The sequence below is a fragment of the Streptomyces sp. NPDC000880 genome (genome assembly GCF_053599675.1).
This window is the reverse complement of sequence record NZ_JBSFMS010000164.1, coordinates 1-14,076: the sequence shown is the minus strand read 5'-3', so window position 1 is coordinate 14,076 and position 14,076 is coordinate 1. Positions and strand designations below refer to the sequence as shown.

General features: G+C 69.5%; 12 protein-coding genes and 1 pseudogene. 10 read left to right on the top strand and 3 right to left on the bottom strand.

The features are described from left to right. Positions 1–176: 176 nt before the first annotated feature. The 8 genes from ruvC to ACWDO5_RS32585 all read left to right on the top strand — a co-directional run bounded on the left by ruvC (position 177) and on the right by ACWDO5_RS32585 (position 9,505). Positions 177–707, top strand: a complete 531-nt coding sequence (gene ruvC, locus ACWDO5_RS32620; protein WP_450534154.1) for a crossover junction endodeoxyribonuclease RuvC — start codon at positions 177–179, stop codon at positions 705–707. After that, complete coding sequence (ruvA, locus tag ACWDO5_RS32615) at positions 704–1,324, top strand: Holliday junction branch migration protein RuvA (RefSeq protein WP_450534153.1); 621 nt, start codon at positions 704–706, stop codon at positions 1,322–1,324. Before ruvC ends, ruvA begins: the two co-directional genes overlap by 4 nt. 44 nt (positions 1,325–1,368) lie before the next feature. Further along, on the top strand, positions 1,369–2,448 hold the full coding sequence (gene ruvB, locus ACWDO5_RS32610; protein WP_450534151.1) for a Holliday junction branch migration DNA helicase RuvB: 1,080 nt from the start codon (positions 1,369–1,371) through the stop codon (positions 2,446–2,448). 166 nt (positions 2,449–2,614) lie between these two features. Further along, a complete protein-coding gene (gene yajC, locus ACWDO5_RS32605) occupies positions 2,615–3,145 on the top strand; it encodes a preprotein translocase subunit YajC (RefSeq protein ID WP_450534149.1) in 531 nt (176 codons plus the stop codon). Positions 3,146–3,292: 147 nt separating this feature from the next. Continuing rightward, positions 3,293–5,041 (top strand): protein translocase subunit SecD, encoded by a 1,749-nt coding sequence (gene secD, locus ACWDO5_RS32600; protein WP_450534147.1) that lies wholly within the window; start codon positions 3,293–3,295, stop codon positions 5,039–5,041. 1 nt (position 5,042) lies between these two features. Beyond that, the gene (gene secF, locus ACWDO5_RS32595; RefSeq protein WP_450534145.1) at positions 5,043–6,140 is read left to right on the top strand and encodes a protein translocase subunit SecF; all 1,098 of its coding nucleotides are present in this window, start codon (positions 5,043–5,045) and stop codon (positions 6,138–6,140) included. Continuing rightward, positions 6,137–6,679, top strand: coding sequence for an adenine phosphoribosyltransferase (locus tag ACWDO5_RS32590; RefSeq protein ID WP_450534143.1), 543 nt, complete (start codon positions 6,137–6,139; stop codon positions 6,677–6,679). Before secF ends, ACWDO5_RS32590 begins: the two co-directional genes overlap by 4 nt. Before the next feature lie 261 nt (positions 6,680–6,940). Beyond that, on the top strand, positions 6,941–9,505 hold the full coding sequence (locus tag ACWDO5_RS32585; protein WP_450534141.1) for a RelA/SpoT family protein: 2,565 nt from the start codon (positions 6,941–6,943) through the stop codon (positions 9,503–9,505). Between the two features lie 57 nt (positions 9,506–9,562). Here the strand turns inward: ACWDO5_RS32585 and ACWDO5_RS32580 are convergent, their stop codons facing one another. After that, positions 9,563–10,792 carry a DUF349 domain-containing protein gene (locus ACWDO5_RS32580; protein ID WP_450534139.1) on the bottom strand — a complete coding sequence of 410 codons (1,230 nt, stop codon included), beginning with the start codon at positions 10,790–10,792 and terminating at the stop codon, positions 9,563–9,565. Between the two features lie 175 nt (positions 10,793–10,967). Further along, the gene (locus ACWDO5_RS32575) at positions 10,968–11,762 is read right to left on the bottom strand and encodes a peptidylprolyl isomerase (RefSeq protein WP_450534138.1); all 795 of its coding nucleotides are present in this window, start codon (positions 11,760–11,762) and stop codon (positions 10,968–10,970) included. 174 nt (positions 11,763–11,936) lie between these two features. Here ACWDO5_RS32575 and ACWDO5_RS32570 point away from each other — a divergent pair, with 174 nt between their 5' ends. Further along, entirely contained in the window at positions 11,937–12,674 is a 738-nt protein-coding gene (locus ACWDO5_RS32570) for an MBL fold metallo-hydrolase (RefSeq protein WP_450534137.1), read from the top strand. Between the two features lie 12 nt (positions 12,675–12,686). Continuing rightward, positions 12,687–13,949, top strand: coding sequence for a histidine--tRNA ligase (gene hisS, locus ACWDO5_RS32565; RefSeq protein ID WP_450534135.1), 1,263 nt, complete (start codon positions 12,687–12,689; stop codon positions 13,947–13,949). Between the two features lie 33 nt (positions 13,950–13,982). Here hisS and rplC read toward each other — a convergent pair. Beyond that, positions 13,983–14,076: pseudogene (gene rplC / locus ACWDO5_RS32560) on the bottom strand (50S ribosomal protein L3); the annotation flags it as partial.

Below are 14,076 nucleotides of genomic sequence, written 5' to 3'. Positions count from 1 at the left end.
GACACGTCCCGTCGGCCCGCCGTCGTTGTCACATGCGCCGGTTAGCCTGAGGGCCGAAACCATCAATTGAGAAACCACGACGGCGAGCAGCCACCTCCGCGAGAGCGGCTGGGGGCACCTCCCAGCCCGCTAGGGCTAGGGGGAGGGTTAGCCGCAAAAGGGGGAGGGGGCGCACGATGCGGGTACTGGGCGTGGATCCTGGGCTGACCCGGTGCGGCGTCGGTGTCGTCGAAGGCGTCGCGGGCCGCCCCCTGACGATGCTCGGCGTTGGTGTCGTGCGTACGCCCGCGGACGCGGATCTCGGCAGCCGCCTGGTCGCGATCGAGCAGGGCATGGAGCAGTGGCTGGACGAGCACCGGCCCGAATTCGTCGTGGTGGAGCGGGTGTTCAGCCAGCACAATGTGCGTACGGTCATGGGCACCGCCCAGGCCAGCGCGGTCGCCATGCTCTGCGCCTCCCGCCGAGGCATCCCCGTCGCGCTGCACACCCCGAGCGAGGTGAAGGCAGCCGTCACCGGCAGTGGCCGGGCCGACAAGGCGCAGGTCGGGGCGATGGTGACCCGGCTGCTGAGGCTCGATGCCCCGCCCAGGCCGGCCGACGCGGCGGACGCCCTCGCCCTCGCCATCTGTCACATCTGGCGTGCCCCCGCGCACAACCGCCTCCAGCAAGCCGTCGCCCTGCACGCATCGAAAGGCCGTACCGCATGATCGCCTTCGTGAGCGGCCCGGTCGCCGCCCTCGCCCCCACCACCGCGGTCATCGAGGTCGGCGGCGTCGGCATGGCCGTCCAGTGCACGCCGAACACCCTCTCCGAGCTCCGTATCGGCGCGGTGGCCAAGCTCGCCACCTCCCTGGTTGTACGGGAGGACTCGCTCACGCTCTACGGCTTCGTGGACGACGACGAGCGTCAGATCTTCGAGCTGCTGCAGACCGCGAGCGGCGTCGGGCCCCGGCTGGCCCAGGCCATGCTCGCCGTACACACCCCGGACGCCCTGCGCGTCGCCGTCGCGACCGGCGACGAGAAGGCGCTGACGGCGGTCCCGGGCATCGGCAAGAAGGGCGCGCAGAAGCTGCTGCTCGAGCTGAAGGACCGGCTCGGCGAACCGGTCGGCGCGCACATCGGCAGGCAGGGCTCCGCCGCGGCCGCAGCCCCGATGGCATGGCGCGACCAGCTGCACGCCGCGCTGATCGGCCTCGGCTACGCCACCCGTGAGGCCGACGAGGCGGTCACCGCGGTCGCGCCGCAGGCCGAGGCTGCCGAGAGCACACCGCATGTGGGGCAGCTCCTCAAGGCCGCTCTCCAGACCTTGAACCGCACCCGCTGACCCTGCCGACCCCTCTGACCGCCGAACTCGCGAGGCAATCGACTGTGAACTGGGACGACACCGCACCGCCGACCGACGACATTGCCGCCGAGAGGCTCGTCGGCGGGTCAGCCGACGGCGAGGACCAGGCCGTCGAGGCGGCGCTGCGGCCGAAGTCGCTGCACGAGTTCGTCGGCCAGGAGCGGGTCCGCGAGCAGCTGGATCTTGTCCTGAAAGCGGCCCTCGCGCGGGGCGCCACCGCCGACCACGTCCTGCTCTCCGGCGCCCCCGGCCTCGGCAAGACCACCCTCTCCATGATCATCGCGGCGGAGATGAACGCCCCGATCCGCATCACCTCGGGCCCCGCCATCCAGCACGCCGGCGACCTGGCCGCGATCCTCTCCTCCCTCCAGGAGGGCGAGGTGCTCTTTCTCGACGAGATCCACCGGATGTCCCGGCCCGCCGAGGAGATGCTCTACATGGCCATGGAGGACTTCCGGGTCGACGTGATCGTCGGCAAGGGCCCGGGGGCCACCGCCATCCCGCTCGAACTTCCTCCATTCACCCTGGTCGGCGCCACCACCCGGGCCGGGCTGCTGCCGCCCCCGCTGCGTGACCGCTTCGGCTTCACCGCGCACATGGAGTTCTACGACCCCGCCGAGCTGGAGCGCGTCATCCACCGCTCCGCCCAGCTCCTCGACGTCGACATAGAGGCCGACGGCGCCGCGGAGATCGCCGGCCGCTCCCGCGGCACGCCCCGTATCGCCAACCGTCTGCTGCGCCGCGTCCGCGACTATGCCCAGGTCAAGCTGGACGGCCTGATCACCCGCGAGGTGGCCGCCGCCGCCCTGAAGGTGTACGAGGTCGACGCCCGCGGACTCGACCGCCTCGACCGTGCCGTGCTCCAGGCGCTGCTGGGGCTGTTCGGCGGCGGTCCGGTGGGTCTGTCCACGCTCGCGGTGGCCGTCGGGGAGGAGCGCGAGACAGTCGAGGAGGTGGCCGAGCCCTTCCTGGTACGGGAGGGGCTGCTGGCCAGGACCCCGCGCGGCCGGGTTGCCACCCCTGCCGCCTGGGCCCACCTCGGACTCGTACCACCGCAGCAGGCCCCCGGCGCAAGCGGACAACAGGGGCTGTTCGGGACGTGACGGCGCGGAGTGTCGCGGGGCCAGGAACCACGGTGGGATGCTGGGCGTTGTTCCAATGATGCGGACTCGCTTAGACTCCGCCGATGCCGCCCCAATCGGTCGGCGTACCCACCCCCGTAGATAAGGCCGCCTCGTCAGTGCGGTCGTGCGAAGGAAGTTCCGTCCCGTGAGTCTCGTGACCCTCCTCCCCTTCATCGTGCTCATCGGGGCCATGTTCCTGATGACGCGGTCGGCCAAGAAGAAGCAGCAGCAGGCCGCCCAGATGCGTAACCAGATGCAGCCCGGCACCGGCGTCCGGACGATCGGGGGGATGTACGCCACCGTCAAGGAGCTTCACGACGACACCGTCCTCCTTGAGGTGGCCCCCGGCGTCCACGCCGTCTACGCCAAGAACTCCATCGGTGCGGTCCTCGACGACGAGGAGTACAACCGCATCGTGCACGGCGACGGCCACCTCAAGGTTGACGGCCCCGTCGTGCCGGACGACGCTTCCTCGCTGACCGAGGCGGCCGACACCGACTCCTCGGACGACGCCAAGATCGACCTCGGCAAGAAGCCCGAGTCCCCCGCGGCCGACGACGCCGAGCCGAAGGCCGACGTAGAGCCGCAGGACGTCGCCGAGTCGAAGGACGCCGAGCCCAAGGACGACGTCGAGCCCAAGGACGGCAAGGCCGACGGCGAGACCGACGCGAAGTAGCCATGCGAGGGGACCGCGGGGGCGCCCACCGGCGCCCGGCGGTCCCCCGGTCGTGTTGATTTCTGCGGGGGGCAGGTCCCCACAACACTTCGTGGCCGCTTCGGCGCACACCCGGCGCGGGGCGGTTGGACAGGGAGAAACGAGAAGGTGGCAGCACCGAATAAGGGCCGAAGGCCCGCGGGGGCTCAGAGCAGGCCGGGGCGCGCCCTGGTACTGATTCTGATCGCCATGGTCGCGCTCACGGGCGGGATGTTCTGGGCGGGTCAGCTCACGCCGCGTCTGGGCATCGACCTGGCGGGCGGTACGACCATCACGCTCGAGGCGAAGAACCAGCCCGGCCAGCAGAACGCCATCAACGAGACCAATATGAACACCGCGGTCGGCATCATCGAGCGCCGTGTCAATGGTCTGGGCGTCTCCGAGGCCGAGGTGCAGACTCAGGGCGAACGCAACATCATCGTCAACATCCCCAAGGGGACGAATTCCCAGCAGGCCCGTGAGCAGGTCGGCACCACCGCCCAGCTCTTCTTCCGGCCGGTGCTGACCTCCGCTCCCGGCGGCCCCGCGGCCCCGCAGCCCTCCCCGAGCCCCTCGGCGTCGGGCAAGGCCACGGACGGCAAGCAGGCGGCCAACCCGCCGTCCGCCACCCCTTCGCCGACTGCGACGACGCAGGGCCGCGCGGTGACCGACGCCCTGAAGGCGCCGACGCCCACGCCGACCGCCTCCGAGTCGGCCAAGCCGACGCCCTCCGGGTCCCCGGCGGCGCCGGCCCCGACCCCCAGCGTCGACGCGGCCACCGCCGCCCTGCAGAAGCAGTTCACGGAACTCGACTGCACGGACAAGACGGCCCGGAGCAAGCTCGGCGACAACGTCAAGCCCAGCGACATGACCGTCGCCTGCGGCCAGAACGGCGGCCAGTGGGAGAAGTACATCCTCGGCCCGGCCGCGGTCGACGGCAAGGACGTCGCCGACGCCAAGGGCCAACTCGACCAGCAGCGTGGCATGTGGATCGTCACGATGGACTTCACCAACAGCGGTTCGAAGAAGTTCCAGAAGATCACCAGCGAGCTCTCGCAGCAGCAGGACCCGATGAACCGGTTCGCCATCGTCCTGGACGGTGAAGTTGTGTCCGCGCCGTCGGTGAACCAGACGCTGAGCGCCAGCGCCGAGATCTCCGGAAGCTTCACCCAGGAGTCCGCGCAGGACCTGGGCAACATCCTGTCGTACGGCGCGCTCCCGCTCTCCTTCCAGGAGCAGAGCGTCACGACCGTCACCGCCGCGCTCGGCGGCGAGCAGCTCAAGGCGGGTCTGATCGCCGGTGCGATCGGCCTCGCGCTGGTCATCATCTACCTGGTGGCGTACTACCGCGGCCTGGCCCTGATCGCGATCCTCAGCCTCATGGTCTCCGCGGTCCTGACGTACACGATCATGGCGCTGCTCGGCCCGGCCATCGGCTTCGCGCTGAACCTGCCGGCGGTCTGTGGTGCGATCGTCGCGATCGGCATCACGGCCGACTCGTTCATCGTGTACTTCGAACGCATCCGGGACGAGATCCGCGAGGGCCGTACGCTGCGGCCCGCCGTCGAGCGTGCCTGGCCGCGCGCCCGGCGCACCATCCTGGTCTCCGACTTCGTGTCGTTCCTCGCCGCCGCGGTGCTGTTCGTCGTCACCGTCGGCAAGGTCCAGGGCTTCGCGTTCACGCTGGGTCTGACCACCCTGCTCGACGTGGTCGTGGTGTTCCTCTTCACCAAGCCGGTGATGACGCTTCTCGCCCGCAGGAAGTTCTTCGCGAACGGCCACCCGTGGTCCGGACTGGACCCGAAGCGGCTCGGCGCCAAGCCCCCGCTGCGCCGCTCCCGCCGCGTCTCCGCCCCCACCGACCCGAAGGAGGCGTGAGATGTCGCGACTCGGCACTCTCGGCGCCCGGCTCTACCGCGGCGAGGTCGGCTATGACTTCGTCGCCAAGCGGAAGATCTGGTACGGGATCTCGATCCTGATCACCATCATGGCCATCGTCGGCCTTGCGGTGCGGGGCCTGAACATGGGCATCGAGTTCAAGGGCGGCGCCGTCTTCACCACCCCGAGCACGAGCGTCTCCGTGTCCCAGGCCCAGACGTTCGCCCAAGAGGCCTCCGGCCATCCGGCGATCGTCCAGAAGCTCGGCAACGGCGGGCTGCGGATCCAGGTCAGCGAGCTCGACCAGGCACACGCCAACAAGGTCAACGAGTCTCTCTCCAGGGACCTGAAGATCCCGGCGGAGAAGATCAACGCCGATATCGTCGGCCCCAGTTGGGGTGAGCAGATCGCCAACAAGGCCTGGACCGGCCTCGGGGTCTTCATGATCCTGGTGGTGCTCTATCTCGCGGTCGCCTTCGAGTGGCGTATGGCTCTGGCAGCCCTCATCGCGCTGATCCACGACCTCACCATCACCGTCGGTGTGTACGCACTCGTCGGCTTCGAGGTAACACCGGGAACCGTGATCGGTCTGCTGACCATCCTCGGTTACTCCCTCTACGACACCGTCGTCGTCTTCGACGGTCTCAAGGAGGGCTCGAAGGACATCACCAAGCAGACCCGCTACACCTACAGCGAGATCGCCAACCGCAGCCTCAACGGCACGCTGGTCCGTTCCATCAACACCACCATCGTCGCACTGCTGCCGGTGGCCGGCCTGCTCTTCATCGGTGGCGGTGTCCTCGGCGCGGGCATGCTCAACGACATCTCGCTGTCGCTGTTCGTCGGTCTGGCGGCCGGTGCGTACTCCTCGATCTTCATCGCCACGCCGCTCGTCGCCGACCTCAAGGAACGCGAGCCGCAGATGAAGGCCCTGAAGAAGCGGGTGCTCGCCAAGCGCGCGGCGGCCGCCGCGAAGGGCGAGTCGGCGGACGACTCCGGGGAGCCCCATGACGTGGTGCCGGACGACGCCGCGACGGCCGGCGCCGTCGTGGGCCCGCGCGGCCGCGGCCGCGGCCGTCCCTCGGGCAGGCGGCGATGACGGTCGGCACGCAGGAGCTGCTGCTCAGCCGAATCCGGGACGTCGCCGACTATCCGAAGCCGGGGGTGACGTTCAAGGACATCACGCCTCTGCTCGCGGACCCGGAGGCCTTCGCGGCTCTCACCGACGTACTCGCAGGGCTGTGCGCGCGCCACGAGGCTACGAAGATCGTCGGTCTGGAGGCCCGCGGCTTCATCCTGGGCGCGCCGGTCGCCGTCCGCGCCGGGCTCGGCTTCATTCCCGTACGCAAGGCGGGCAAGCTCCCCGGAGCGACGCTTTCGCAGGCGTACGAGCTGGAGTACGCCCAGGCCGAGATCGAGGTACACGCCGAGGACCTGCGGGCGGGCGACCGCGTCATGGTCATCGACGATGTGCTTGCCACCGGAGGCACCGCCGAGGCGTCGCTGGAGCTGATACGGCGCGCCGGAGCCGATGTCGCGGGTGTCTCGGTCCTGATGGAGCTTGGCTTCCTCGGCGGCCGGGCGCGCCTGCAGCCGGCGCTGCGCGGGGCACCGCTGGAGGCTCTGATCACGCTCTGACGCCGAGCGAGTTTGTACCGAAGGGCGCCCCGGGAATCTTCCCGGGGCGCCCTTTGTTGTGTGTGGCCTACGATCACACGGCGCCCCCACCCGGCTGCGATCAGAGGGTGGCGCGCAGTGACGAGAGGGTGCCCGAAGAGGCTCGGTGTGTCTTGCCTGTCATGTCCGGGCCCATCGCCTCATGAGCACCGGGACCCCGAGGTCGATACCATGGCTTCTCCGGGCCTGACCTGGGGACCCGGAACCGCACGAGGAGCGCTCTTGCCAGACGAGGCCCACCGCGCCGCCGCGCAGCCCGACCAGATGGCCGAAGAGGCCGCGGCAGCCCCTGTCACGCCCGAGAAGAAGCCGGCCGAGAACCCGAAGCCGGCAGCGCCCGAGCGTAGCGAGATGGGGGTCCCCCCGGCCGAAGTCCCCCAGCCACCGCTGGGAGGTGCCGCCACGGGGAGTGCGAATGGTGCGGCCCCCGTCTCCGCTCCGACTCCCTCTTCCACGCCTGCCCCCCGGCCCACGCCTGCGGCTCTACCCCGGTCCGGCGGCTCGTCGAACCGCGTGCGCGCCCGCCTCGCCCGCCTCGGCGTCCAGCGCTCGTCGCCGTACAACCCCGTCCTGGAACCGCTGCTGCGGATAGTGCGCAGCAACGACCCCAAGATCGAGACCTCCACGCTCCGCCAGATCGAGCGCGCCTACCAGGTCGCCGAACGCTGGCACCGCGGCCAGAAGCGCAAGAGCGGCGACCCGTACATCACGCACCCGCTCGCCGTCACCACCATCCTCGCCGAGCTCGGCATGGACCCGGCGACCCTGATGGCCGGGCTGCTGCACGACACTGTCGAGGACACCGAGTACGGCCTGGACACCCTGCGCCGCGACTTCGGCGACCAGGTCGCCCTCCTCGTGGACGGCGTCACCAAGCTGGACAAGGTCAAGTTCGGCGAGGCCGCCCAGGCCGAGACCGTACGCAAGATGGTCGTCGCCATGGCCAAGGACCCGCGCGTCCTGGTCATCAAGCTGGCCGACCGGCTGCACAACATGCGCACCATGCGCTATCTCAAGCGGGAGAAGCAGGAGAAGAAGGCCCGCGAGACCCTTGAGATCTACGCGCCGCTGGCCCACCGGCTGGGCATGAACACCATCAAGTGGGAGCTGGAGGACCTCGCCTTCGCGATCCTGTACCCCAAGATGTACGACGAGATCGTGCGGCTCGTCGCCGAGCGCGCGCCCAAGCGCGACGAGTATCTGGCCATAGTGACCGACGAGGTCCAGTCCGATCTGCGCGCCGCCCGTATCAAGGCCACCGTCACCGGACGGCCCAAGCACTATTACAGCGTCTACCAGAAGATGATCGTCCGCGGCCGCGACTTCGCGGAGATCTACGACCTGGTGGGCATCCGCGTCCTCGTCGACACCGTCCGCGACTGCTACGCGGCGCTCGGCACCGTCCATGCGCGATGGAATCCGGTCCCCGGCCGGTTCAAGGACTACATCGCGATGCCCAAGTTCAACATGTACCAGTCCCTGCACACCACGGTGATCGGCCCCAACGGCAAGCCCGTCGAGCTGCAGATCCGCACCTTCGACATGCACCGCCGCGCCGAGTACGGCATCGCAGCGCACTGGAAGTACAAGCAGGAGCCCTCTGCCGGCGCCTCCAAGGTGCGTACGGACGTGCCGAAACGGGCCGGCAAGGACGATGCCGTCAATGACATGGCGTGGCTGCGCCAGCTGCTGGACTGGCAGAAGGAGACCGAGGACCCCAGCGAGTTCCTGGAGTCCCTGCGCTTCGACCTCTCCCGCAACGAGGTCTTCGTCTTCACGCCGAAGGGCGACGTCATAGCGCTTCCGGCAGGCGCGACGCCGGTCGACTTCGCGTACGCCGTCCATACGGAAGTCGGCCACCGGACCATAGGGGCGCGGGTCAACGGGCGGCTCGTACCGCTCGAATCGACCCTCGACAACGGCGACCTGGTGGAGGTTTTCACCTCCAAGGCCGAGGGCGCGGGCCCCTCGCGCGACTGGCTGGGCTTCGTCAAGTCGCCCCGGGCACGCAACAAGATCCGCGCCTGGTTCTCCAAGGAGCGCCGCGACGAGGCGATCGAGCAGGGCAAGGACGCCATCGCGCGGGCGATGCGCAAACAGAACCTGCCGATCCAGCGCATCCTGACCGGCGACTCGCTTGTCACGCTCGCGCACGAGATGCGCTACCCCGACATCTCGTCCCTGTACGCGGCGATCGGCGAGGGCCATGTGGCCGCGCAAGGTGTCGTCCAGAAGCTGGTGCAGGCCTTCGGCGGCGAGGAGGCGGCCAACGAGGACATCGCCGAGAGCGCACCGCCCGCGCGCGGCCGCAAGCGGCGAGCCAACGCCGACCCCGGCGTGGTCGTCAAGGGCGTCGAGGACGTCTGGGTCAAGCTCGCCCGATGTTGTACGCCCGTGCCCGGAGACCCCATCATCGGCTTTGTTACGCGCGGCAGCGGCGTATCGGTTCACCGCGCGGACTGCGTGAACGTCGACTCGCTCTCGCAGCAGCCGGAGCGCATCCTCGACGTCGAGTGGGCGCCGACCCAGTCCTCGGTCTTCCTGGTCGCCATCCAGGTCGAGGCGCTCGACCGGTCCAGGCTCCTCTCGGACGTCACGCGCGTGCTGTCCGACCAGCACGTCAACATCCTCTCGGCGGCCGTCCAGACGTCCCGCGACCGGGTGGCCACCTCACGCTTCACCTTCGAGATGGGTGACCCGAAACACCTCGGGCACGTACTGAAGGCGGTACGGGGCGTGGAGGGCGTCTACGACGTGTACCGGGTGACCTCGGCGCGCCGCCCGTAGCGGACGTACGAAAGGGCTCCCTGTACGCGACGTACAGGGAGCCCTTTCACGTGGCTGTCAGCCGCCGAACTCCTCAAGGCCCTTCAGCGCCTGATCGAGCAGCGCCTGCCGGCCCTCGAGCTCCTTGGCGAGCTTGTCCGCCTTGGCGTTGTTGCCCGCCGCGCGCGCCGCGTCGATCTGCCCGCGCAGCTTGTCCACGGCCGCCTGAAGCTGGCCCGTCAGACCCTCGGCTCGCGCACGCGCCTCCGGGTTCGTCCGGCGCCACTCGTTCTCCTCGGACTCCTGCAGCGCCCGCTCCACCGCATGCACCCGGCCCTCGACCTTGGGACGGGCGTCCCGCGGCACATGGCCGATGGCCTCCCAGCGCTCGTTGATCGAACGGAAGGCGGCACGTGCTGCCTTGAGATCCGTCACCGGCACCAGCTTCTCGGCCTCGGCGGCGAGCTCCTCCTTGAGCTTGAGGTTCTCGCCCTGTTCGGCGTCGCGCTCCGCGAAAACGCCACTGCGCGCGGCGAAGAAGACGTCCTGCGCACCGCGGAAACGGTTCCACAGATCGTCCTCGGCCTCGCGCTGGGCACGGCCCGCGGCCTTCCACTCCGCCATCAGATCGCGGTAGCGGGCGGCCGTCGTGCCCCAGTCGGTGGAGCCGGAGAGCGACTCGGCCTCGGCAACCAGCTTCTCCTTGGCCTTACGGGCCTCCTCGCGCTGCGCGTCCAGCGAGGCGAAGTGCGCCTTGCGCCGCTTGGAGAACGCCGAGCGGGCGTGCGAGAAGCGGTGCCACAGCTCGTCGTCGGACTTCCGGTCGAGCCGGGGAAGGCCCTTCCAGGTGTCCACCAGCGCCCGCAGCCGCTCACCGGCCGCGCGCCACTGCTCGCTCTGCGCCAGCTCCTCGGCCTCGGTGACCAGGGCCTCCTTGGAGTGCCGCGCCTCGTCGTTCTGCTTCGCCTTCTGGACCTTGCGCTCCGCGCGGCGCTTCTCGACCGTCGCGACAAGCGCGTCGAGGCGCTTGCCCAGCACCTCGAGGTCACCCACGGCGTGATGCTCGTCCACCTGTTGGCGCAGATGGTCGATGGCGGTCTGGGCGTCCTTGGCCGAGAGATCGGTGGTCCTCACCCGCCGCTCAAGGAGGCCGATCTCGACCACCAAGCCCTCGTACTTGCGCTCGAAATAGGCCAGAGCCTCCTCGGGAGAACCGGCCTGCCACGATCCGACGACCTTCTCGCCATCGGTAGTACGCACGTACACGGTGCCCGTCTCATCGACACGGCCCCACGGGTCGCTGCTCACAGCGCCTCCTCCACCTGATGCCTGCGAGGGGGTTCGCCCCCCGGGCATCGTCCACAGTTTCCTGGACGGGCCTCGCCCGCCTTCCACAGCGCGAATCGAGGCCCGCGCTGCACAACGCCAATCTAGGCGACCGGCCGCCCGGCTGTCCGCACTCAGCACGGCCGAATTCCCCCGCTCACACCTTCGGTACGGCCGCCTTCTCAATGGTGACGGCCTTCGTCGGAGCCCCGTCCTGCGCCCCGCCCGAGACGCCGGCCTTCGCCACGTCCTCGACGACCTTCAGGCCCGCCGCGTCCATGGTTCCGAACGGCGTGTAGCTGGGCGGCAGCTTGGTCTCCTTGTAGACGAGGAAGAACTGGCTGCCGCCGGAGTGCGGCTGACCGGTATTGGCCATCGCCACGGTCCCGGCCGGATACGTCACGGTGCCGTCGGCGCCCGCCTTGCCCAGCGCGGTCAGATTCTCGTCGGGGATCGTGTAGCCGGGCCCGCCGGTGCCGTCGCCGTTCGGGTCGCCGCACTGCAGCACGAAGATGCCCTGCGTGGTCAGCCGGTGGCACTTCGTGCCGTTGAAGAAGCCCTTGTCCGCCAGAGACTTGAAGGAGTTCACGGTGTGCGGGGTCTTCGCCGCGTCCATCGCGATCTTGATGTCGCCGAGGTTCGTCGTGAGCGCCATCGAATACTTCGCCTTCTTGTCGATCGACATGGCGGGCTCGGGCGCTGTGCTCTCGCTCTGGGACGGCGTGGCGCTGGGGGACTGGCTGTCGCCCGCCGTCGAGCCGCTGGCCTTGGTGTCCCCTCCTGACAGCCCGACCGAGGCGTAGGCCGCGGCCCCCGCGGCGAGCACCACGGCGAGCGCGGCCGCGATGATCGTATTCCGCTGCTTCCTCTTACGTGACTGCTGCCGCCGCTGCTGCTGGCGCTCGAACTTCTCCCTGGCGAGCTGCCGCCGCCGCTGATCGCTGCTGACCACCGGGTCTTCTCCTTGTACGTCCGAGTCTGTACGCCGGCGTCGCATGATGCCGACCGGCCGGGTTTGCCCCGTACCGTATACGGGTTGGCTGTGGGACGAGCAGCGCCGGTAGGCTCTGATCTGCTGCAATTCGATACAGCAGTTCCCTCTTCGACGACCACACAGAGGACGATCGTGCTTATTGCCGGGTTCCCCGCTGGGGCCTGGGGGACCAACTGTTACCTGGTCGCCCCTGCCGCAGGCGAGGAGTGCGTGATCATCGACCCGGGCCACCAGGCCACCGAAGGCGTCGAGGAAACGCTCAAGAAGCATCGGCTCAAGCCCGTCGCCGTCGTCCTCACCCACGGCCACATCGACCACGTCGCCTCCGTCGTCCCGGTGTGCGGAGCCCATGACGTACCGGCGTGGATCCATCCCGCCGACCGGTACATGATGAGCGACCCGGAGAAGGCGCTGGGCCGGTCGATCGGGATGCCGCTGATGGGCGAGCTGACCGTGGGGGAGCCGGACGACGTCAAGGAACTGGCCGACGGCGCCGAGTTGCGTCTCGCCGGTCTCGACTTCTCGGTCGCGCATGCGCCCGGCCACACGAAGGGGTCGGTGACCTTCCGGATGCCCGAGTCCGCGGACGTGCCGTCCGTGTTCTTCTCGGGCGACCTGCTGTTTGCCGGCTCCATCGGACGCACGGACCTGCCCGGCGGCGACATGACCGAGATGCTCGAGTCGCTGGCGCATGTGTGCCTGCCGCTCGACGACTCGACCGTGGTGCTGTCCGGCCACGGCCCCCAGACGACCATCGGCCGCGAGCGCGCCGCCAATCCCTACCTGCGGACTGTGTCGTCTGGGCGAGACCCCCAGACCCCCCGGCCCGCCGGCCTCGGGAGCGCCGAAGCTCCCCGACGAGGAATGTGACGAGAGTTTCCCGTGAGCACCTTTCAGGCCCCCAAGGGCACGTACGACCTGATCCCGCCTGCGTCCGCGAAGTACCTCGCGGTCCGCGATGCCATCTCCGCGCCGCTGAAGAACTCCGGCTACGGCTACATCGAGACGCCCGGCTTCGAGAACGTCGAACTGTTCTCGCGCGGCGTCGGCGAGTCCACCGACATCGTCTCCAAGGAGATGTACGCCTTTGAGACCAAGGGCGGCGACAAGCTCGCGCTGCGCCCCGAAGGCACCGCGTCCGTGCTCCGCGCGGCACTGGAGGCAAACCTCCACAAGGCGGGCAATCTGCCGGCCAAGCTCTGGTACTCGGGCTCGTACTACCGCTACGAGCGCCCGCAGAAGGGCCGCTACAGGCACTTCTCACAGGTCGGCGCCGAGGCGATCGGCGCGGAGGACCCCGCCCTCGACGCCGAGCTGATCATCCTGGCCGACCAGGCGTACCGCTCGCTCGGGCTGCGCCAATTTCGCATCCTGCTGAATTCCCTGGGCGACAAGGAGTGCCGCCCCGTCTACCGGGACGCGCTGCAGGGCTTCCTGCGCGGGCTCGAACTGGACGAGGACACCCGGCGGCGGATCGAGATCAACCCGCTGCGGGTCCTCGACGACAAGCGCCCGGAGGTCCAGAAGCAGCTGGTGGGCGCGCCGATGCTGCGTGACTACCTGTGCGACGCGTGCAAGGCGTACCACGAGGAAGTGCGTGAGCTGCTGACCGCGGCGGGCGTCGCGTACGAGGACGACGAGAAGCTGGTGCGCGGCCTCGATTACTACACCCGTACCACCTTCGAGTTCGTCCACGATGGTCTCGGCTCGCAGTCCGCGGTGGGCGGCGGCGGCCGCTACGACGGCCTCTCCGAGATGATCGGCGGCCCGGCGCTGCCGTCGGTCGGCTGGGCGCTCGGCGTGGACCGCACGGTCCTGGCGCTGGAGGCGGAGGGCATCGAGCTCGAACTCCCCGCCACGACAAGCGTGTTCGCGGTGCCGCTGGGGGAGGAGGCGAGGCGTGTGCTGTTCGGCGTGGTCACCGAGTTGCGCCGGGCGGGGGTCGCCGCCGACTTCAGCTACGGCGGGAAGGGCCTCAAGGGTGCGATGAAGAGCGCCAACCGCTCGGGGGCGCGGTACGCGATCGTGGCCGGTGAGCGTGACCTCGCCGAAGGTGTCGTCCAGCTCAAGGACATGGAGTCGGGGGAGCAGTCGCCGGTGGCCCTGGACGCGCTGGTCGACGCGGTCCGCGAGCGCCTGGCCTGACGGCTGTACGCCCTGCGGGAGTGGTCCTGGGGCGCCGGACTCGAACACCTCGGCAGTGATCTCCTGGCCCAGCGTGTACTCGCTGGCGTCAGGGGTGCGGAGCTCCACCAGGTGGCGGCGCGGGGTC

Coding starts and splice junctions, on each gene's coding strand:
- ruvC (WP_450534154.1), top strand. CDS start 177: ATGCGGGTACTGGGCGTGGATCCTGGGCTGACCCGGTGCGGCGTCGGT.
- ruvA (WP_450534153.1), top strand. CDS start 704: ATGATCGCCTTCGTGAGCGGCCCGGTCGCCGCCCTCGCCCCCACCACC.
- secF (WP_450534145.1), top strand. CDS start 5,043: ATGTCGCGACTCGGCACTCTCGGCGCCCGGCTCTACCGCGGCGAGGTC.
- ACWDO5_RS32590 (WP_450534143.1), top strand. CDS start 6,137: ATGACGGTCGGCACGCAGGAGCTGCTGCTCAGCCGAATCCGGGACGTC.